We start from the raw sequence: 22,064 nt of genomic DNA on the forward strand, positions 1-22,064 counted from the left end.
GACCGAAAGCGCAAGATCGACGGCGGGTGGCCGGGTCAGGCTAGGGGCAGGTAGACGCGGGAGCCGGCGGCGAGGAACTCCTCCGACTTGTCCTTCATGCCGCGGGCGGCGTACTCCTTGAGATCCTGAGTGATCTTCATGGAGCAGAACTTCGGCCCGCACATCGAGCAGAAGTGGGCCGTCTTCGCCGGCTCGGCGGGCAGCGTCGCGTCGTGATACGACCGGGCGGTTTCCGGGTCCAGGGAGAGGTTGAACTGGTCGGACCAGCGGAACTCGAACCGCGCCTTGGAGAGCGCGTCGTCCCACGCCTGCGCGCCCGGGTGCCCCTTGGCCAGGTCCGCCGCGTGCGCCGCGATCTTGTACGCGATCACGCCGGCCTTCACGTCATCCCGGTCGGGCAGCCCCAGGTGCTCCTTCGGGGTGACGTAGCAGAGCATCGCGGTGCCGAACATGCCGATCATCGCCGCACCGATGGCGGAGGTGATGTGGTCGTACGCGGGCGCGATGTCGGTGGTCAGCGGGCCGAGCGTGTAGAACGGCGCCTCGTGGCACCACTCCTGCTGGAGGTCGACGTTCTCCTTGATCTTGTGCATCGGCACGTGCCCCGGACCCTCGATCATGACCTGGACGTCGTACTCCCAGGCAATCTTGGTCAACTCGCCCAGGGTACGCAGCTCGGCGAACTGCGCCTCGTCGTTGGCGTCCGCGATCGAACCGGGCCGCAGCCCGTCGCCGAGCGAGAAGGTCACGTCGTAGCGGGCCAGGATCTCGCAGAGCTCGCGGAAGTTGGTGTAGAGGAAGTTCTCCTCGTGGTGCGCCAGGCACCAGGCAGCCATGATCGACCCGCCTCGGGACACGATGCCGGTCACCCGGTCCACCGCCAGCGGCACGTACGGCAGCAGCACACCGGCGTGCACGGTCATGTAGTCCACACCCTGCTCGGCCTGCTCGATCACGGTGTCCCGGAACACCTCCCAGCTCAGCTTCACCGGGTCCCCGCCGACCTTCTCCAGCGCCTGGTAGATGGGCACCGTGCCGATCGGCACCGGCGAGTTGCGCACGATCGCCTCGCGGGTCTCGTGGATCCGCTTGCCGGTGGAGAGATCCATCACCGTGTCCGCTCCCCAGCGGGTGGCCCAGGTCAGCTTCTCCACCTCCTCCGCCACCGAGGAGCTCACCGCCGAGGTGCCGATGTTGGCGTTGACCTTGACCAGGAAGGCCTTGCCGATGATCGCTGGTTCACACTCGGGGTGATTGATGTTGAGCGGGAGCACCGCCCGCCCGGCCGCGATCTCGTCCCGGACGAACTCCGGCGACCTGCCCTCCCGGAGCGCCACGAACTCCATCTCCGGCGTGACGATCCCGGCGCGGGCGTACGCGAGCTGCGTCGGCCGCTTCCCCTCCGTCCCGCCCAGCGGGGTACCGGCGCCGCGTACCGGCGCCACGTCGCCCCGCTCGGCGATCCACGGCCCGCGCAGCGGAGGCAAACCGACCTCCGGATCGGAACCCGGCCCGGAGGTGTCGTAGAGCCGCACCGGCGGGTTGTCGCCGGTCAGCTCCACCTCCGCGAACGGCACCCGGAGATCCGGCCGCGATCCCTCGACGTACACCTTGCGACGTGCCTGCATGACAACCTCCCTGATCAGGCGGACCAGCCGAAGTGGTCCAGCGGACCGCGTCCCGCACCCAACTCCCAGTCCCGCCCGCCGGTCAGCGCGCGGGTGACGTACTGCTTTGCCGCCGCGACCGCCGCCGGCACCGGATCACCCAGCGCCAGCCGTACGGTGACGGCCGCCGAAAACGAGCACCCCGTCCCGTGGGTGTGCCGGGTCGGCACCCGCGGGCCGCGCAACACGGTCGTCCCGTCCGGACCGTGCAGCACATCCACCGCCTCGTCCCCGACCGTCACATCCCCGCCGGTCACCACCACCCATTCCGACCCGGCGGCCACAAGTGCCCGTGCCGCCGTCGCCATCTCCTCGACGCTCGTCACCGGCGCTCCGGTGAGGGCGGCGGCCTCCGCGACGTTCGGGGTCGCCAGCCGGGCGTACGGCAACAGCCGCTCCACCGCCTCCACCACGCCGAGCCGGTGCCCGCTGGTGGCGACCAGCACCGGGTCGACGACCAGCTCCGGCAGTCGGCCGGCCGCCGCCGCGTCGGCGATCGCGCCCGCCACGGCCGGGGTGCCGAGCATTCCGGTCTTGACCGCCCGCACCGCGAAGTCCGACAGCACGCTGTCGAGCTGGTCGGTGACCGTCTGCGGAGGCAGCGGCAGGACCGCGTCCACACCCCTGGTGTTCTGGGCGGTGATCGCGGTGAGCACGCTCGTGCCGTACGCGCCCAGCGCGGCGAAGACCTTCAGGTCAGCCTGGATGCCCGCACCAGCGCCGGAGTCCGAGCCGGCCACGGTGAGCACGGTGGTGGGGGTCACGTCTCTCCCTCAGTGGTTGCGGTTGACGGCTGCGGCCGACCGTGCCCACTCCGGGCGGTCAGGCTTGATCCCTCTGTGGACACGGTCGGCCGCAGCCCCGTCGTGGCCTTCCCGGTCGGGAGCTGCCGGCTCTGCGGCTTCGGGGTGGCTGCCTGGTGGAAGGCGGTGGTCAGGGCGGCGGCGGTCTGTGCCGGGTCGGTGGCGCGCATGATGGCGCCGAGGACGGCGACTCCGGCCGCGCCCGCCTCGACACAGGCGCGTACCTGGGCCGGGGTCTCGATGCCACCGAGGGCGAGGGCCGGTACCGGGCTCAGCCGGATCAGATCGGCCAGTCCGTCGGGACGCAGGGGCGGGCCGTAACCGGGCTTGGACCGGGTGGGATACACCGGCGAGAGGGTCACGTAGTCCTCGGTGCTGAGCCGGCGTAGCTCCGCCTCGTCGTGACAGGACCGGCCGACCAGGTCGGCGGCCGGCGGCGGGTAGGGACCGGCCGCCGACAGGTGCAGCACCACCGGCGGGCCGGCAGGCAGGGTGTCGGTGTCGATCAGGGGGTCGGGTCCGGCGACGGCGAGGATGCCCTCGGCCTCGGCCAGGATCGGCCGCAGCTCACCGGCGAGCGCGAGGCGCTCGGTCCGCGGCAGGTCCAGCTCCCGCAGCAGCACCCAGCGCACTCCCCCCGCCACCGCCGCCGCCACCGTCCGCACCAACTCCCCGCCCCGGGGCAGCATCCGCCGATCGGTGAGCAGCACCACCCCTGAGATCGGTGGCAGTCCGGCCCGAGCCGTCCCGGCGAGTGGCCGGTCCGCGCGCCGCTGCACAGCACTGAGGTTCACAGCTCGGGACGGCCTTCGTCGGGGGTGGAGGCAAGGGCGTGGAAGCGACGCGGGATGCGGCCGGCGACCGAGGCGAGGCGACCGGCGGCGACGGCGTGGCGCATCGCGGTGGCCATCGCCACCGGATCCGCGGCGCGGGTGACCGCGCTGGCCAGCAGCACGGCGTCGCAGCCCAGCTCCATGGCCAGCGCCGCGTCGGAGGCGGTGCCGATGCCGGCGTCCAGGATCACCGGCACCTCGACGCTCTGCCGGATCAGCCGGATGTGGTGCGGATTGGCGACCCCGAGCCCGGATCCGATCGGCGATCCGGCCGGCATCACCGCCGCGCAGCCGACATCGGCGAGCCGGCGGGCCAGGATCGGATCGTCCGAGGTGTACGGCAGCACGGTGAAGCCGTCGGCGACCAGTTCCTCGGCGGCGCGCAGCAGCTCCACCCCGTCGGGCAGCAGCGTCCGCTCGTCGCCGATCACCTCCAGCTTGATCCAGTCGGTGTCGAACGCGTCCCGGGCCAGGTGAGCCACCTTGACCGCCTCGCTCGCCGTGTAACACCCGGCCGTGTTCGGCAACAGCCGTACGCCGCACCGGTCCAGCAGGTCCAGCAGGCCGCCCGAGCCGCCCGGGACGGTGTCCACCCGGCGCAGCGCCAGGGTGACCAGCTCGGTGCCGGAGGCCCGGATGGCCTGCTCCAACACGTGCAGGTTGGCTGCCCCGCCGGTGCCCAGGATCAGCCGGGAGTCGAACCGCACACCGCCCAGCTCGAAGTCCGCCTCGCCGCCCGCCGGGAGGTCCGTTGTCTCGACCTTCACCCTGCTCACCCGCCCTGCGCGGCGCTGAGGACCTCGACCCGGTCGCCGCCGCGCAGCACCGTCGCCGGCCAACCGGTACGCGGCACCACCTCGCCGTTCACCGCCACCGCCACGCCGCGGTGTTGCGGGGTGATCCGCTGGACCAGCTCGGCGACCGTGACTCCGTCCGGCACGCTGCGCCCGGCACCGTTCACCATCAGTTCCATCTGTCGTCCTCCCTCGACTGCGCGGACCCGGCCGACCTCGACCGCTCGGACCAAGCCGACCTCGACCGCTCGGACCAAGCCGACCTCGACTGCGCGGAGCCGTCCGCGCCACCGGCCGCGCCCCGCCCGTCGGCGTCATCCACCCTGGTCGCGGGGCCGGGGTGGAACCGCTGCGGCCGGAAGGGTTCGAGCAGCGGTTCGGTGGGGGCGTCCCCGGTGACCAGCCCGGTGATCAGGTCCGCGGTGACCGGGGTGAGCACGATGCCGTGCCGGTGGTGGCCGGTGGCCGCCAGCACGCCCGGACGCTCCGGCAGCGGCCCCAGGATGGGAGCGTTGTCCGGCGTACCCGGTCGCAGCCCGGCGATCGTCTCCACCAGGTCGTACTCGGCCAGCTCCGGCAGCAGGTCGACGGCGGCACGCAGCAGCCGCAGCACCGCGCCGGCAGAGACGTCCACATCGGAGCGTTCCTCGACGGTGGCACCGACCACCACCTCGCCGGTGTCGCGGGGCACCAGGTAGACGTGCTCGCCGTCGGCGTACCCCCGGATGACGTGCCGGAAGCCCGGCGCACCGCCATCCGGCGCCCGCAGCCGCAACACCTGGCCCTTCACCGGACGGACCGGCAGCCCGGTGAGGGCGGCGGCGCCGCAGCCGGCGGCGACGACGGTCACCCGGGCCGCCACGTGCGCCAGGTTCCGGACCGGCTCGGGCACCAGCACCGCACCGGCCCGCTCGGCGGCGAGCCGCAGCGCCGGCACCAGCCGGCGCGGGTCGACCTGATGGTCGGTGGCGGCGAGCGCGCCGCCGCGCACCCTGGGCGCCAGCGCCGGTTCGCGCTCCCGCAGCTGGGAAGGGCGCAGCGCGGTCACCGGCAGCCCCAATCCCTGCTGGTACGCCCAGAGCCGGCGCGCTTCGGCCAGGTCGTCGGCGGTGAGACCGACCATGAGGGTGCCCTCGGTCCGGTAACCGATGTCGGCACCTGTCGCCTCGGTCAGCTCGGCGGCGAAGCCCGGCCACCGCGCGGCGGACTCGGTCAGCAGCCCGGTCAACTCCCGCTCACCGAAGTACGCCTCGGCCACCGGCGCCAGCATCCCGGCCGCGACGTGCGACGCCCCCGACCCCGGGGCGGGATCGCGTACGACGACTCGCAACCCGCGCTGCGCACACCGCCACGCGATCGCCAACCCCACCGGCCCCGCCCCCACCACCACCACATCAGGTGTAAGGAAGGGCGCCTTGTTAACGCCTGCGGTAGAGGAAGGGCCCCTTGTTAACACCCGAGCCCCCGGAGGAACTCGGCAGCGGCGCGGGCCGGATCGGCGGCACTGGAGAGCGCGCCGACCACCGCCACCCCGTACGCCCCGGCGGCTCGCAGCGCCGGCACGTCCTGCGCCGTCACGCCGCCGATGGCGACCACCGGTACGTTTACCGCCCGCGCCACCGCCTGGACACCGCCCACGCCGATCGCCGGCGGCAGCCCGTCCTTCGTGGTGGTGGCGTGACAGGGACCCACGCCCAGGTAGCTCGCTCCGGCGTCGACCGCGGCGACGGCCGCCCCCGGTTCCCGCGCGGTCGCGCCGAGCACGGCGGTCGGGCCGAGTACCCGGCGGGCCGCCGCCACCGGCAGATCGTCGGCGCCGACGTGGCCGCCCGCCGCGCCCGCCGCCAGTGCCACGTGCAGACGGTCGTTGACCAGGCAGGTCACCCCGTACGGCGCGCAGAGCTCGACCACTCGCCGGGCCAGGTCGTACGCCTGCCGGTCGGTCGCGGTGTCCTCGACCCGAACCTGGACGACCAGCTCGGCGTGGGCCACCGGAAGCACGGCCCGCAGCACGGTCAGCGGATCGCGCCCGGGTCGGGTGTCGGTGACCAGATGCAGTCGTCCCAGGGACGGCATGGCAACACTCCTCCCTGCGCCGGCATTACCCGGATCAGGTTCGACGGTCGGGGGCTTCAGCCCCCCTCTCAGCCCGGTGCACCGGGCTCCCGTGGGTTCGTTGGGTGACACCGTACGTCGTTTCGTCGGCTGCGCCAACCCCGTCCGGCCGGGCCGGCCGGACCGGGTCCAGCCGATGCGTCCCGGCTGTTCAGGGCTTCGCGACCGAAAGAAGACACCGATATACAGCGACTTACACCAATTTATAAAACGGCTCGTTACCCAAACGTTACAAGGGCGCGCCTTGCCCGAAACTGATCGACGTACGCAAATTGAATGATCGGATCGGCTTCTCGCGACCTCGCCGTCAGGTATGAGCGCTCGGACCGACGCGGAGTGACCACCGCCGCCCACTCCGACCTGCTGCCCTCGACAGAGGAGAACTCCGTGTCCCGACCCCGTCGTCGGCGAGCAACGCTCGCCCCAGTGACCGTGGCGCTACTCGCGCTCGTACTCGTCCTCACCGCCACGCCGGCCCAGGCCGCCAGCCCCGTGAGTCCTGTCCAGGCCGCCACCCCCGCCCAGGCGGTGAGCCCCGCCCAGGGCGCCAGCCGTACCGCCCCGGTCGCTGCGGCGGACGCGGAGCCGTACTCCGTCCTGGTCTTCTCCAAGACCGCCGGGTTCCGGCACGACTCGATCCCCGCCGGCATCCGCGCGATCCAGCAACTCGGTACGGCGAACGGGTTCACCGTCGTCACCACCGAGGACGGTGCTGCCTTCACCGACGCCAACCTGGCCAGGTTCAAGGCGGTCATCTGGTTGTCGACCACGGGTGACGTGCTCAACGCCAGCCAGCAGACGGCCTTCGAGCGCTACGTGCGTGCCGGTGGCGGGTACGTCGGTGTGCACGCCGCCTCCGACACCGAATACGACTGGGCCTGGTACGGCCAACTCGTCGGCGCCTACTTCAACAGCCACCCGGCCAACCAGACGGCCACGGTCAAGGTGGAGGACAGCACCCACGAGTCGACCCGGCACCTGCCGGACCGGTGGTCCCGCTACGACGAGTGGTACAACTTCCGCACCAACCCCCGGTCCCGTCAGGTGCAGGTGCTGGCCTCGCTCGACGAACGCTCCTACAACCCGGGCAGCGGCGCGATGGGGCACGACCACCCGATCGCCTGGTGCCAGAACTTCGACGGTGGCCGGTCCTGGTACACCGGTGGCGGGCACACCCAGGAATCCTTCGCCGACGCCGCCTTCCTCCAGCACCTGCTCGGTGGCATCCAGACCGCAGCCGGGGTGGTGCACGCGGACTGTGGCGCCGGCCGGGCCGCCAGCTTCGAGAAGGTGACGCTTGACAGCAACACCAGCAACCCGATGGAGCTGGACATAGCCGAGGACGGCCGGGTCTTCTACATCGAGCGCGACGGCCGGGTGCAGATCATCAAGCCGGACACCGGTCAGACCGTCACCGCGCTGCGGCTGAGTGTCTTCGCCGGCAACGAGGACGGTCTCCTCGGCATCCGGCTCGACCCGAACTTCGCCAGCAACGGGTGGATCTGGCTCTACTACGCCCCGAGCGCAGGCGGGTCTCGCAACCACCTGTCCCGGTTCACCGTCACCGGTGACACGATCAACCCGTCGAGCGAACGGGTCGTCCTAGAGGTGCCCACCCAGCGCAACACCTGCTGCCACATGGGCGGGACGATGGTCTTCGACTCCGCCGGCAACCTCTACCTGGCCACCGGTGACAACACCAGTCCCTTCGAGTCCAGCGGATACAGCCCGCTGGACGAGCGCTCCGGCCGGTCGGACTACGACGCGCAGCGGACCGCCGGCAACACCAACGATCTGCGCGGGAAGGTGCTCCGGATCCGGCCTCAGGCGGACGGGACGTACACCATTCCGGAGGGGAACCTGTTCGCCCCGGGAACCGCCCGGACCCGGCCGGAGATCTACGCGATGGGCCTGCGCAACCCGTTCCGGATCGGCATCGACCCGGTCACCAACGTGCTCTACGTCGCCGACTACGGTCCGGACGCCACCACCGCGAACGCGAACCGGGGCCCGGCGGGCCTGGTGGAGTGGAACATCGTCGACCGGCCCGGCAACTTCGGCTGGCCGTACTGCCACGGCAACAACCAGGCGTACAACGACTACCAGTTCCCCTCCGGCCCGAGCGGAGCGAAGTTCAACTGCGCCGCGCCGGTGAACAACTCGCCGAACAACACCGGCCTGACCAACCTGCCGGCGGCCATCGCGGCCACCGTCGACTACGGCTACAGCGGCGACGCCCGCTTCCCGGAGATCGGCGGCGGCGGGGCTCCCATGGCCGGCCCGGTCTACCGGTACGACCCGAACATCTCGTCCCGCCGGCAGTGGCCGGCGTACTTCGACGGCAAGGCGCTCTTCGGCGAGTGGAACCAGTCGCGGATGTACACCATGCAGGTCAGCCGGGACGGCAAGTCGCTCGTCGACATCAACCGCATCCTCGACCAGATGACCTTCGTCCGGCCGATGGACTTCGAGTTCGGCCCCGACGGCGCGATGTACCTGATCGAGTGGGGCAGCGGCTTCGGCGGCAACAACGACAACTCCGGCGTCTACCGGATCGACTACACCGCCGGCGCCCGCGCCCCGATCGCGGTCGCCGCGGCCACCCCGACGTCGGGTGCTCCGCCGCTGGCCGTCACCTTCTCCAGCGCCGGCTCCCGCGACCCCGACGGCGGGACCCTCAGCTACGCCTGGACGTTCGGTGACGGCGGCACCTCCACCCAGGCCAACCCCACCCACACGTACACCCGGTCCGGCAGCTACACCGCACAGTTGCGGGTGACCAACCCGGCGGGCCGGAGCGCGGTGGCGAACGTGCCGATCACCGTGGGCAACACCGCACCGACCGTCACCATCGAGTTCCCGCCGGACGGTGGCTTCTTCGGCTGGGGTGACCAGGTCGCCTACACGATCAAGGTGACCGACCCGGAGGACGGCACGATCGACTGCGACGACGTCGAACTCCAGGTGCTGCTCGGCCACGACGAACACGCCCACCCGCTGGAGCGGCACACCGGCTGCACCGGCACGGTGCAGACCCAGCTCGCCGACGGCCACGGCGCGGACGCGAACGTCTTCACCGTGCTTGAGGCGACCTACACCGACCGGGGCGGAGCCGACGGGGCCGAGCCACAGACCGGCCGGGCGTTGAAGATCCTCCAGCCCAAGCGCAAGGAGGCCGAGTACTTCTCGGCCACCGGCCGGGTGGCGGGTGCCACCGGGGGTGGCACCGCAGGAGTGCAGCGGGAGACCACCGGTGACACCGCCGGTGGCGGGCAGAACATCAGCTTCATCGAGGACGGCGACTGGTGGTCGGTCGATCCGGCCAGCCTGACCGGAATCACCTCGGTCCGGTTCCGGGTCGCCTCGGCCAACGCCGGTGGCCGGATCGAGGTCCGTGCCGGGGCCGCCGACGGGCCGCTGATCACCACCGCCACCGTGGCCGGCACCGGCGGGTGGCAGACGTACACCGACGTCACCGCGCAGATACCCAACGGCGCCGCCGCCGAGGGCAAGCTGTTCTTCGTCGCCCGCGACCCGAACCGCGGCACCGGCACCCTGTTCAACGTCAACTGGATGGACTTCGTCGGCCCCGGGGTGAGTGGTAACGCTCCGCCGACGGTCACCGCCACCGCCACCCCGACCAGCGGGACCGCGCCACTGGCCGTGACCTTCACCGGTACGGCGACCGACCCGGACGGGGACACCCCGCTGACGTACGCCTGGAACTTCGGCGACGGTGGCACCGCGACCACGCTCAACGCCGCCCACACGTACACCACGGCGGGCACCTACACCGCCACCCTGACGGTCACCGACAGTCGGGGCGCGCGGGGTCAGGCCAGTGTGCAGATCCGGGTCGACGGGGCCGGCGGCAACCCCTGCCAGGGTGAGCCGGGACCGCAGCGGTCCGACGAGTTCACCGGCACCGCGCTTGATCGTCAGCGGTGGACGAGCGTGGTCCGGGACAGCCAGTCGTACTCGATCTCCGGGGGTGCGTTGCGCCTGCCTACCGGTGTGGGTGACCTGTACGGCACCCGCAACGACGCGACAAACCTGGTGCTCCAGCCCGCGCCCAGCGGCGCCTGGCAGGCGACCACCCGGCTCACCGTGCCGGTCCGGGCCGACTACCAGCAGGCCGGTCTGATCATCTACGGCAACGACGACAACTACGCCAAGTTGGATCTGGTCTACGGTGGCAACCGGAAGGTCGAGTTCATCCGGGAGACCGCCGGCACCGCCCGCAACGAGGGAGCCGATGCCACCGCCGCGCCCACAGGTGACACCATCCATCTGCGACTGACAAGCGACGGGACGAACCTGACCGCGGCCTATTCGACCGACGGGCAGACCTTCACCCCGGTCGGCCGGTCCGCCGCCCTGGCCGGGATCACCAATCCCCGGATCGGTCTCTTCGCCCTCAACGGCGGCACCACCGCCCCGGTGGTGAACGCCGACTTCGACTGGTTCCGGATCACTCCGGAGACCTCGACCGGTGGGGGCACCGCACCCTCGGACGAGTTCACCGGCAGCAGCCTGGAGACGTGCCGGTGGAACGCCATCGTGCGGGAGGACGCCACCCGGTACCGGGTGAGCGACGGCTCGCTGCGCATCGACGTGCCCAACGGTGACATCTACGGCACCGGCAACACCGGGCCGACGAACTTCATCCTCCAGAACAGCCCGGCCGGGAACTGGACGATCCAGACCCGGGTCGACGGCAGCCTGCTCAACGAGCAGTACCAGCAGGCGGGTCTGCTGGTGTACGCCGACGACGACAACTACCTCAAGTTCGACTACGTCACGGACAACGCGGCCGGTCAGACGGTCTCGCGACGGATCGAGTTCCGCAGCGAGGTCGGCGGGGTGGTGCAGAGTACGCAGCCGCAGGCCACCGGACTGACCCAGGGGATCTGGCACCTGCGCCTGTCCCGCAGCGGCAGCAGCTTCACCGCCGCGTACTCGGCGGACGGCACGAGCTGGACGACCCTGGGGACGTTGACCAGCACCGCGGTCGGTACGACCCCGAAGGTGGGGCTGTTCACCCTCGGCGCCAACCAGACCGCCTCGAAGACGGTCGCGTTCGACTACTTCCGGCTCACGCCTGGTTAGCGAGCCGACCGCAGCCGATCCATCGATGCCGGCCTGTGCTTTCCGCGAGGCGCAGGCCGGCATCGCCGTGGCGGGCGCGGCGTTTTGGGTGGACTCTAGGCGAATGTCGCTCGTAGTTATTGAAACGTTACCTATCGACACCTTGCCATGAATGGATTCAGCGGAATTAATTTGTTCAGCGATTCGACATAATGCCGGAACGGATGCCCTGGCAAGGTGTCCGTCCCGGTCCACCTGGGACGGTCTTCGGCGAGCCGGCCCCCGCGACCCCATGTCCAGTAAGGACAAAGGAGACCGGATGTCTCGACCACGCCGTGCCCGCGTACCAATCACCGCCACCCTGCTCAGCCTCGGACTCGCCGTGACCATGGTCGCCGGCGGGCCTGCGCAGGCCGCCCCCGCGCCGCAGACCGTTCCGGTCGCGCAGGCCGCGACCCAGGCGACAAAGACCCCCGCAGCGAAGACCACAGCCGCACCGGAGGCCGCGGCTGCCGAGCCCTTCTCGGTGCTCGTCTTCTCCAAGACCGCCGGTTTCCGGCACGACTCGATCCCGACCGGCATCGCCGCCATCCAGCAACTCGGCGCGGCGCACGGGTTCACCGTCGACACCACCGAGGACGGCGCGGCCTTCACCGACGCCAACCTCGCCCGCTACCAGGCGGTGATCTGGCTCTCCACCACAGGTGACGTGCTCAACGCCGAGCAGCAGGCCGCGTTCGAGCGCTACATCCAGGCGGGCGGCGGATACGCGGGTGTGCACGCCGCCTCCGACACCGAGTACAGCTGGGAGTGGTATGGCGGCCTGGTGGGCGCCTACTTCGCCAGCCACCCGGCCAACCAGACGGCCACGGTGAAGGTGGAGGACCCGGCGCACGAGTCCACCGCCCACCTGCCGGACCGCTGGTCCCGGTACGACGAGTGGTACAACTACCGCGCCAACCCGCGCGGCACGGTGCACGTGCTGGCCACCCTCGACGAGACCAGCTACTCCCCCGGCACCGGCGCGATGGGCCACGACCACCCGATCGCCTGGTGCCAGGACTACGACGGCGGCCGGTCCTGGTACACCGGTGGCGGGCACACCCGCGAGTCGTACGCCGAGCCGGAGTTCCTTCAGCACCTGCTCGGCGGCATCCAGACCGCCGCCGGAGTGGCCCCCGCCGACTGCGGCGCCACGCTCGACGCGAGCTTCGAGAAGGTGACGCTGGACAGCAACACCAGCAACCCGATGGAGCTGGACGTCGCCGAGGACGGCCGGGTCTTCTACATCGAGCGCGACGGCCGGGTGCAGATCATCAAGCCGGACACCGGCAACACGGTCACCGCCGTCAGCCTGGACGTCTTCACCGGCAACGAGGACGGCCTGATCGGCATCCGGCTCGACCCGGACTTCGCCACAAACAACTGGGTGTACCTGTACTACGCGCCCAGCGGCGGCGGGCCGCGCAACTACCTGTCCCGGTTCACGGTGACCGGTGACAGCATCGACAAGGCCAGCGAGAAGGTCGTCCTCCAGGTCGACACGCAGCGCAACACCTGCTGCCACGCGGGCGGCACGATGACCTTCGACTCCGCCGGCAACCTCTACCTGGCCACCGGGGACAACACCAACCCGTTCTCGTCCGACGCGTACACCCCGATCGACGAGCGGCCCGGCCGCGCCGACTACGACGCGCAGCGTACCTCCGGCAACACCAACGACCTGCGGGGCAAGGTGATCCGGATCCACCCGGAGGACGACGGGACGTACACCATCCCGGCGGGCAACCTCTTCCCGCCGGGTACCGAGAAGACCCGTCCCGAGATCTACGCGATGGGCTTCCGTAACCCGTTCCGGATCGGCATCGACCTGGCCACCGACGTGCTCTACGTGGCCGACTACGGGCCGGACGCCGGCTCGGCCAACCCGAACCGCGGCCCCGAGGGCCTGGTGGAGTGGAACATCGTCGACCGGCCCGGCAACTTCGGCTGGCCGTACTGCCACGGCAACAACCAGGCGTACAACGACTACCAGTTCCCCTCCGGCCCGTCCGGCGCGAAGTTCGACTGCCAGAACCTGGTGAACGACTCGCCAAACAACACCGGCCTGACCAACCTGCCGCCGGCCATCCCGGCCACCGTCGACTACGGCTACGCCGCCAACCCGCGCTTCCCGGAGATCGGTGGCGGCGGCGCGCCGATGGGCGGCCCGGTCTACCGGTACGACGCCGACCTCGACTCCGACCGCAAGTGGCCGGCCTACTACGACGGCAAGGCGCTCTTCGGCGAGTGGAACCAGTCGCGGATGTACACCATGCAGGTCAGCCAGGACGGCAAGTCCCTGGTGGACATCAACCGCCTGCTGGCGGGCATGAACTTCATCCGGCCGATGGACTTCGAGTTCGGCCCCGACGGCGCGATGTACCTGATCGAGTGGGGCAGCGGCTTCGGCGGCAACAACGACAACTCCGGGGTCTACCGGATCGACTACATCGCCGGTGACCGGTCGCCGATCGCGGTGGCCTCCGCCGAGCCGACCTCCGGGCCGGCACCGCTCACCGTCGAGTTCTCCAGCGCCGGTTCCCGCGACCCGGACGGCGGGACGCTCAGCTACGCCTGGACGTTCGGTGACGGCGAGAGTTCCGACGCGGCCAACCCCACCCACACGTACGCCGAGGCGGGCAACTACAACGCCCAGCTCACCGTGACCAACCCGAAGGGGCGGACCGCGGTGGCGAACGTGCGCGTCACGGTCGGCAACACCGCGCCGACGGTCACCATCGAGTTCCCGCCGGACGGCGGCTTCTTCGACTGGGGTGACCAGGTCAAGTACACGATCAAGGTGACCGACCCGGAGGACGGGGAGGTCGACTGCGACGACGTCCAGCTCCAGGTCCTGCTCGGCCACGACGAGCACGCCCACCCGCTGGAGCAGCACACCGGCTGCACCGGTGTGGTGCAGACGCAGCTCGCCGCCGGCCACGGCGCCGAGGCGAACGTCTTCACCGTCCTGGAGGCCAGCTACACCGACCAGGGCGGGGTCGGCGGCGCCGAGCCGCTTACCGGCCGGTCGTTGCAGATCCTCCAGCCCAAGCGGAAGCAGGCCGAGTACTACTCCGCCACCGGACGGGCCGCCGGCAGCACCGGCGGCGGTGACCCCGGCGTGGGCAAGGAGACCACCTCCGACAGCGCCGGCGGTGGACAGAACATCGGCTTCATCGAGGACGGCGACTGGTGGTCGGTGGAGCCGGCCAGCCTGACCGGCATCGACGCCATCCGGTTCCGGGTCGCCTCGGAGACCTCGGGCGGCCGGATCGACGTACGTGCCGGCGCCGCCGACGGCCCGCTTGTCACCTCGGTCACCGTGCCCGGCACCGGAGCCTGGCAGACCTACACCGATGTCACCGCCGAGGTGCCGGCCGACGCCGACGCCCGGGGCAAGCTGTTCTTCGTGGCGAAATCCCCGGAGGGCGGCTCCGGAAGCCTGTTCAACGTCAACTGGATGGACTTCCTGGGCAAGGGGGTCACCGACAACGCGCCACCGGTGGTGACCGCGACGGCCACCCCGACCACCGGCATCGCGCCGGTGAACGTGGCCTTCTCGGGTACCGCCACCGACGCCGAGGACGACACCCCGTTCACGTACGCCTGGGACTTCGGTGACGGCGGCACGGCCGACACCCTGAACGCCTCCCACACGTACACCACCCCGGGCACCTTCGCCGCCACCCTGACCGTGACCGACAGCCGGGGTGCGAAGGCGTACGCCACCGTCACGGTGAAGGTGGACGCACCGAACACCTCCTGCTTCGGGGCCCGCTCGGACGAGTTCGACGGCGCCGAGCTGAATCGGGACCGGTGGACCACGGTGGTCCGGGAGAACCAGTCGTACTCGGTCACCGACGGCGCGCTGCGCCTGCCCACCTCGGTGGGTGACCTTTACGGCACTCGCAACGACGCGAGCAATCTGGTGCTCCAGCCCGCACCCAGCGGGTCCTGGCAGGCCACCACGAAGGTGACCGTGCCGGTCACCGCCGACTACCAGCAGGCCGGCCTGATCATCTACGGCGACGACGACAACTACGCAAAGGTGGGTCTGCTCTACGGCGGCAGCCGGAAGGTGGAGTTCATCCGGGAGACCGCGGGCACCCCGCGTAACGAGGCGGCCGACAGCACCGCCGCACCCACCGGTGACACCATCCACCTGCGGTTGATCAGCGACGGGGTGAACCTGACCGCCGCGTACTCCACCGACGGGCAGAACTTCACCCCGGTCGGCCGGGCGGCGGAGCTCGCCGGGATCACCAACCCACGGATCGGTCTCTTCGCGCTCAACGGCGGCACCACCGCGCCGGTGGTCGACGCCGCCTTCGACTGGTTCCAGGTGACGCCGGACGCCCCCGCCGGGCCGGTCGACCGGTCCGACGAGTTCACCGGCAACGCGCTGGACAAGTGCCGGTGGGACGCGATTCTCCGGGAGGACCCGGCCGCCTACCGGGTCAGCGACGGAGTGTTGTCGATCGATGTGCCAAACGGTGACATCTACGGCACCAACAACACCGGGCCGACGAACTTCATCCTCCAGAACGCGCCCGAGGGCGACTGGACGATGGAGACCAAGATCGACGGCAGCCTGTTGGACGAGCAGTACCAGCAGGCCGGCCTGCTCGTGTACGCCGACGACGACAACTACCTGAAGTTCGACTTCGTGGTGGACAACCAGGCCGGTCAGCCGGTGACCCGGCGGATCGAGCTGCGCAGCGAGATCGGCGGGACGATCCAGGACCCACAGCCGGGTGCGGAGAACCTGACCTCGGCGCAGTGGTACCTGCGGTTGGCCCGCACCGGTGACACCTTCACCGGGTCGTACTCGGCCGACGGCGAGACCTGGACGGCGTTGACCGAGCTGACCAACGCGGCCGTGGGGGCGACCCCGAAGGTGGGTCTGTTCACCCTCAGCGGTAACCAGACCGCGTCGAAGCGGGCGTCGTTCGACTACTTCCGGTTCGCCACCGGGGCCGAGCCGGACGACGACGTGGCGCCGGTGACCACGGCCGAGGTGGCCGGCACACCGGTCGAGGGTTGGTACACCGGCCCGACCACCGTCACGCTCACCGCCACCGACGCCGAGGGCGGCAGCGGGGTGGCTCGCACCGAGTTCCAGCTCAACGACGCCACCGCCTGGACCACCTACAGCGGTCCGGTCCAGGTGGCCGGGGACGGCGAGCACGAGCTGCGGTTCCGTTCCGTGGACGAGGCCGGCAACGTCGAGGAGACCAAGCAGGTCGCCGTCAGGATCGATGCCACCGCGCCGGTCAGCACCGCGGCGTTCGCCCCGGCGAACGACGAGGGCTGGCACGACGGCACGGTGCCGGTGGTGCTCACCTCGACCGATGCCGGTTCCGGGGTGCAGCTGCTGGAGTGGTCGCTGGACGGCGGCGAGTGGCAGCCGTACCGCGAGCCGGTGGAGATCAGCGGCGACGGGGACCACGAGCTGCTCTACCGGGCCACCGACAAGGCGGGCAACGCCGAGACGCTCAAGTCGGCGGTGGTACGCATCGACGGCACGAAGCCGACCCTGCTGGTCTCCGGGATCGCCGACGGCCAGCTCTACGGCGACAGCCAGGACGTCCGGGTGTCCTGGCAGGCGGTCGACCCGACCTCGGGCCTGGCCGCAGTGGTCGGCACCCTTGACGGCCGGCCGTACGCCAGCGGCACGCTCCAGGCGATGTACGAGTTGCCGCTGGGCCTGCACGAGCTGACGGTGACGGCGACCGACAAGGCCGGCAACGCCACCACCGCCAACGTCCGGTTCTTCGTCACCACCTCGTTCCGGGACATGCAGAACCTGCTGGACCGGTTCAAGGCGACCGGACGGCTGAAGAACCAGGCGTACAACCAGTTGTCGAACCGGCTCGCCAACGCCCGTACGGCGGAGGCGGCCGGAAACGACCGGCGGGCGATCAACCAGCTCACCGCGTTCCGCACCCTGGCGGGGGACGCGTCGCTTGTCGACGAGGCGGAGATCCGGGACGTACTGATCCGGGACGCCGACGCGATGATCGTCCGGCTCGGCGGTGACGCCAGCAGGGCGGGCGTACGCGCCAACGACGGTGCGTCGGTCAAGGGCACCGGCCGACTCGGTGGCGACCCCACCCGGCTGGCTCCCGGCCGCAAGCTGTAACCGAATTCCGGGGCCCCGTCCGGCAACAGCCGGGCGGGGCCCCGGCCTTTCCCGTGCCCTACCGGTCGAGGACCGCGCGTAGTGCCTTGAGGTCGGCCTCGGTGGGCTGCCAGGTGCCGGCCTCGGCGTTGGCCCGGACCTGGTCCGGCGTGGTGGCCCCAGCGATCACCGAGGTCACCGCCAGCTGGGCGGCCAGCCCGCCGATCGCCACGTGCAGCATCGACACCCCCCGCTCGGCGGCGTACGCCTCGATGCCCTCGATGGTGTCCCAGTCGGCTGCGGCGAGCCGTTGGGCGTACCGGCCGCCACCGGCGAGCCGGCTGCCGGCGGGCGGTGCCTCGCCACGCTTGTACTTGCCGGTGAGCAGACCGTTGGCCAGCGGGAAGAATGGCAGCATGCCGAGCCCGAAGCGCTCGCAGGCGGGCAGCACCTCGATCTCGGCGTCCCGGTTCAGCAGGCTGTAGTGGTTCTGCGCGCTGACGAAGCGGGTCAGCCCCCGGGTCTTCGCCGTCCAGTCGGCGTCGGCGATCTGCCAGCCGGCGAAGTTGGAGTTGCCCAGGTAGCGCACCTTCCCGGCGCGGACCAGGTCGTCCAGGGCGGAGAGCGTCTCGTCGATCGGGGTGCCCGGATCGGGCTCGTGGAACTGGTACAGGTCGATGTAGTCGGTGTCCAACCGGCGCAGCGACGCCTCGACCGCCCGGACCACGTACCGCCGCGAGCCGCGTACGCCGAAGTCCCGCCCGTTGCCCCCGCCCATCGACATGCCGAACTTGGTGGCCACCACCACGTCGTCCCGGCGGCCTTTGAGGGCCGCACCGAGCTGTGCCTCCGACGCGCCGTGCGGCTCACCGTAGATGTCGGCGGTGTCGAAGAAGTTGATCCCGACGTCGAGGGCCGCGTCGACCACCGCGCGGGTGCCGTCCAGGTCGAGCTTGCGGCCGAAGTTGTTGCAGCCGATCCCCACCACGGACACCACGAGCCCGGAGTCGCCCAGCCGGCGATAGGTCATCTCAGTCACGAGATCCACCATATGTCGGGCCGACCGGCCCGGTTGCCGAGCCGGTCAGGGCGGCTACGTCCGGCAGGCGACCGGTCACGACACGTCCCAGACCGGCTCGGTCGTCTCCACCACCTCGCCGTCGCCTCGGAAGAGCAGGAACCGGTCGAAGGTGCGGGTGAACCAGCGGTCGTGGGTGACCGCCAGCACCGTGCCGGCGAACGCGGTGAGCCCGGCCTCCAGCGCCTCGGCCGAGGCCAGGTCGAGGTTGTCGGTCGGCTCGTCGAGCAGCAGCAGGGTCGCCCCGGACAGCTCCAGCAGCAGCACCAGGAAGCGCGCCTGCTGACCACCGGAGAGGGTGCCGAAGCGCTGGTCACCCTGCGCGGCCAGCTCGTACCGGCTGAGCGCGGCCATCGCCGCGTGCCGGTCCATGCCGGCCCGGTGCTCGTCACCCCGCCAGAGGATCTCGACAAGCGTCTTCGACATCAACTCCGGTCGGTCGTGGGTCTGCGAGAAGTGACCGGGGCGGACCCGCGCGCCGAGCCGGGCCACCCCGCCGTGGGCCACCGGCGCGAGCGCCGCCGCGCCGTCGACCGGACCGTTCGCCGGGTCGGGATCGGTGCCGCCCCGGGCCAGCAGCCGCAGGAAGTGCGACTTGCCGGTGCCGTTGGCGCCGAGCACCGCGAGCCGGTCGCCGTACCAGACCTCCAGGTCGAACGGGTAGGTCAGGCCGTCGAGTTCGAGCTGCTCGCAGACCAGCGCACGCTTGCCGGTCCGTCCGCCGGTCAGCCGCATCCGGATGTCCTGCTCCTTCGGCGGTACGGGCGGCGGCCCGGCCTCCTCGAACTTACGCAACCGGGTCTGCGCCGACTGGTACCGGGAGGCCATGTCGGAGTTGTACGCGGCCTTCTGCTTGTACATCAGCATCTGCTCGCGCAGCTTCTGGTGCTCCTCGTCCCACCGTTTGCGTCTCTCGTCGAGACGGGCGTGCCGGGCCACCCGGGCCGCGTGCCAGCTGGCGAAGCCGCCCGGATGCACCCAGGCACTGCCGCCCTCGACCGCGACCACCCGGTCGGCGGTCTGCGCCAGCAGCTCCCGGTCGTGCGAGACGTAGAGCACCGACTTACCGGATTCGCGCAGCCGCGCCTCCAGCCAGCGTTTGCCGGGCACGTCGAGGAAGTTGTCCGGTTCGTCGAGCAGCAGTACCTGTTCCGGGCCGCGCAGCAGCAGTTCCAGGGCGAACCGCTTCTGCTGGCCACCGGAGAGGGTGCGGACCGGGCGGTGCCGGGCGCTGTCCCAGGGCAGGTCCAGGACGATCGTGGCGACGGTGTCGAAGAGCACCTCGGCGTCGTACCCGCCGGCCTCGCCCCAGGCCGCGAGCGCCTCCGCGTACGCCAGCTGGGCCTGGGCGGCGGCGGTGCTGTACTTGCCGCGCAGCTCGGCCGCCCGCATGGCCGCCTCGGTCTCGGCCAGCCGGCGACCGACCTCGGGCAGCGGTGGCGGGGCGAGCGAGAGCGCCAGGTCGGCAAGCGTCGACTCATCGCCGATCATGCCGATGAACTGGCGCATCACGCCCAGCCCACCGGTACGCGCGATGGTGCCGGTAGGCACCGGCAGATCCCCGGCGACCATCCGCAGCAGCGTCGTCTTGCCGGCACCGTTCGGCCCGACCAGCGCCACCTTGGCACCCTCGCCGACTCGGAACGACACATCGGCGAAGAGTTCCCGCCCGTCCGGCAGGACGTATCCGACCGCCGCCACGTCCACGTATCCCACCCGGGCATCCTCCCGGAGCCCCGCCGGTACGCCAACCGATTACCTGCTCAGCGCGTGACCCGGAGCACTCGGAAGCCCTTCTGGCTGGCGTGCCGTTCGACCTGCCAGCCCTGCTCGACAAGCCAGCGGTGCAGCGAGTCGCCGCCGAGGTGACGGGCCACCACCAGCCAGGCCACGCCGTCCGGGGTCAGTCGTGGCAGCCAGCGCCGCAGCATCTGGTGCAACTCCTCCTTGCCGACCCGGATCGGCGGGTTGGACCAGATCTGGGTGAAGCCGAGCTCGGTGGGTACCTCGTCGGGGGTCACCGCCCGCACCCGGTCGGCGACGCCGAGCCGGGCCGCGTTGGCGGCGGTGAGTTCACGTGCCCGCGCGTTGACGTCGACCGCCCACACCGTCGCGCTCGGTGCGAGGGTCGCCAGGGCGCAGGTGATCGGGCCGAACCCGCTGCCGAGGTCGAGCAGCGCGCCGGTGGTCGCGGGGCCCGGCAACTCGGCCTTGCGCAGCAGCACGGCGGTGCCCGGATCGAGCCGGGTCGCCGAGAAGACGCCAGCGGCGGAGGCCAGGGCGTACTCCCGGCCGGCGAGGGTGAAGCGCACCTCGCGCGGCTCGGCGGACGCGCTGGGTTCGGCGGTGAAGTAGTGGTCCCCGGTCACGCCGGCCATTCTCGCATCGGGCCGGGAACGCCCAGCGGGACGGGAGTCGTGGGCCGCTCCGGCAAACCGTGCATTTCCCGGAATTACCTACTAAAGGGATAAAACTCCCTACTCTGGACACCATGGTTTATCGGTACGACTCCGATGAGGACGCTCACGTCCCGTCCCGGGAGGACGGGCCCATGGCGCAGTCGCCGGGCAGCGATCCGCCCCCGGGCGGGCCCTCCCCGTCGCGCTTTCCCGCGCCGTTGCTGCCGCGTCCCAATCAGCTCATCCTGCCCTCGGCCGCACCGCCACCGCAGCAGCCGCCAGCGCGGCACCAGCCGGCCCCGGGCCTACCACCGCCAACGGCCGAGGCCGTGGCGCCACCGCCACGCGGCGGTGGCCGTGGCTGGCAGGTGGTGATCGGTGGCGCCGCCGTGCTGGTGCTGCTCGCCCTCGTCGGGCTCACCGCCGCCACCCTGCTGGATGCGCGGCAGCCGACCAATCGGACAGCCGCGCCCGAGCCCACCGTGCAGATCACCCGTGAGGCCGAGCCGAGCGACCTGGACTCCCGCGACACCGACCAGGCGCCACTCACCGCCCGGGAGGTCTTCCCCGGCAGCACCGTCACCGTCGGCGAAGACCGGACGGAGTACGAGCTGCGGCGCACCCAGTCCAGCGCCAGCTGCCCGGTGGCCGCCACCGAAGAGCTGGCCGACCTGCTGGTACGACTCGGCTGCAACCAGGTGGTCCGAGCCACGCTCCGGGCGCCCGACCAGGAGCATCTGGTCACCGTGGGGCTGTTCAACCTCACCGACCGGTCCAGCGCCGAGCGGGCCCGGGAGCGGATCCGCCAGATCCTCGACGAGCGGCAGGGCCGGTTCCGCGGCTTGCCGGCGGGCGACGAGACCGAGATCATCGCCACCGCGCCGGCCCGGGTCGGTTGGCAGGTACGCGGCCACTACCTCGCGTACGCGGTGGTCGCCCGCGTCGACGGCGAGGCGATCCGCTCCGGCGACACCAGGGTCCGCGAGATCCTCTTCGACCTGCTCGAACTGCACCTCAACCGGACCGTGCTGGAGCAGCGGGCCAACGGCGGGAGCGCCAGCCAGCCGACCGCCGCCCCCAGCGAGGGCACCGGTGACCAGAACGAGTCGACCGAGGACTGACCG

Annotated in this window: 13 protein-coding genes and 1 riboswitch; of the genes, 3 read left to right on the plus strand and 10 right to left on the minus strand. The window is 71.2% G+C overall.

Features of this window, described 5'->3' with window-relative positions; all coding sequences use genetic code 11:
- Nucleotides 1–35 precede the first annotated feature (35 nt).
- The 7 genes from thiC to thiE all read right to left on the minus strand — a co-directional run bounded on the left by thiC (nt 36) and on the right by thiE (nt 6,173).
- A complete protein-coding gene (gene thiC / locus QQG74_RS27820) occupies nt 36–1,628 on the minus strand; it encodes a phosphomethylpyrimidine synthase ThiC (RefSeq protein ID WP_341717624.1) in 1,593 nt (530 codons plus the stop codon).
- Nucleotides 1,629–1,642: 14 nt separating this feature from the next.
- The gene (thiD, locus tag QQG74_RS27825; protein ID WP_341717625.1) at nt 1,643–2,431 is read right to left on the minus strand and encodes a bifunctional hydroxymethylpyrimidine kinase/phosphomethylpyrimidine kinase; all 789 of its coding nucleotides are present in this window, start codon (nt 2,429–2,431) and stop codon (nt 1,643–1,645) included.
- Nucleotides 2,428–3,201: a thiamine phosphate synthase gene (locus QQG74_RS27830; RefSeq protein WP_341721418.1), complete on the minus strand. Its 774-nt coding sequence runs from the start codon at nt 3,199–3,201 to the stop codon at nt 2,428–2,430. Before QQG74_RS27830 ends, thiD begins: the two co-directional genes overlap by 4 nt.
- Nucleotides 3,202–3,260: 59 nt before the next feature.
- A complete protein-coding gene (locus QQG74_RS27835) occupies nt 3,261–4,070 on the minus strand; it encodes a thiazole synthase (RefSeq protein WP_341717626.1) in 810 nt (269 codons plus the stop codon).
- A 5-nt stretch (nt 4,071–4,075) separates the two neighbouring features.
- Nucleotides 4,076–4,276, minus strand: coding sequence for a sulfur carrier protein ThiS (gene thiS, locus QQG74_RS27840; protein WP_341717627.1), 201 nt, complete (start codon nt 4,274–4,276; stop codon nt 4,076–4,078).
- Nucleotides 4,267–5,553 carry a glycine oxidase ThiO gene (gene thiO, locus QQG74_RS27845; protein WP_341717628.1) on the minus strand — a complete coding sequence of 429 codons (1,287 nt, stop codon included), beginning with the start codon at nt 5,551–5,553 and terminating at the stop codon, nt 4,267–4,269. Before thiO ends, thiS begins: the two co-directional genes overlap by 10 nt.
- Complete coding sequence (gene thiE / locus QQG74_RS27850) at nt 5,547–6,173, minus strand: thiamine phosphate synthase (protein ID WP_341717629.1); 627 nt, start codon at nt 6,171–6,173, stop codon at nt 5,547–5,549. Before thiE ends, thiO begins: the two co-directional genes overlap by 7 nt.
- A riboswitch (TPP riboswitch) is annotated at nt 6,168–6,276 on the minus strand. It overlaps the preceding gene by 6 nt.
- 323 nt (nt 6,277–6,599) lie before the next feature.
- On the opposite strand from thiE, the gene QQG74_RS27855 reads away from it, so the two are divergent.
- Nucleotides 6,600–11,321, plus strand: a complete 4,722-nt coding sequence (locus QQG74_RS27855) for a ThuA domain-containing protein (protein WP_341717630.1) — start codon at nt 6,600–6,602, stop codon at nt 11,319–11,321.
- Between the two features lie 298 nt (nt 11,322–11,619).
- On the plus strand, nt 11,620–17,484 hold the full coding sequence (locus QQG74_RS27860) for a ThuA domain-containing protein (RefSeq protein ID WP_341717631.1): 5,865 nt from the start codon (nt 11,620–11,622) through the stop codon (nt 17,482–17,484).
- Nucleotides 17,485–17,542: 58 nt separating this feature from the next.
- On the opposite strand, the gene QQG74_RS27865 is transcribed toward QQG74_RS27860, so the two are convergent.
- From QQG74_RS27865 to QQG74_RS27875, 3 genes are all read right to left on the minus strand, one after another.
- A complete protein-coding gene (locus QQG74_RS27865) occupies nt 17,543–18,511 on the minus strand; it encodes an aldo/keto reductase (protein ID WP_341721419.1) in 969 nt (322 codons plus the stop codon).
- 66 nt (nt 18,512–18,577) lie between these two features.
- Nucleotides 18,578–20,257, minus strand: coding sequence for an ATP-binding cassette domain-containing protein (locus tag QQG74_RS27870; RefSeq protein WP_341717632.1), 1,680 nt, complete (start codon nt 20,255–20,257; stop codon nt 18,578–18,580).
- Nucleotides 20,258–20,304: 47 nt separating this feature from the next.
- Complete coding sequence (locus tag QQG74_RS27875; protein ID WP_341717633.1) at nt 20,305–20,910, minus strand: methyltransferase; 606 nt, start codon at nt 20,908–20,910, stop codon at nt 20,305–20,307.
- A 182-nt stretch (nt 20,911–21,092) separates the two neighbouring features.
- Here QQG74_RS27875 and QQG74_RS27880 point away from each other — a divergent pair, with 182 nt between their 5' ends.
- Nucleotides 21,093–22,061, plus strand: a complete 969-nt coding sequence (locus QQG74_RS27880) for a hypothetical protein (protein WP_341717634.1) — start codon at nt 21,093–21,095, stop codon at nt 22,059–22,061.
- Nucleotides 22,062–22,064 lie beyond the last annotated feature (3 nt).

The sequence above is a fragment of the Micromonospora sp. FIMYZ51 genome (assembly GCF_038246755.1).
GTDB lineage: Bacteria > Actinomycetota > Actinomycetes > Mycobacteriales > Micromonosporaceae > Micromonospora.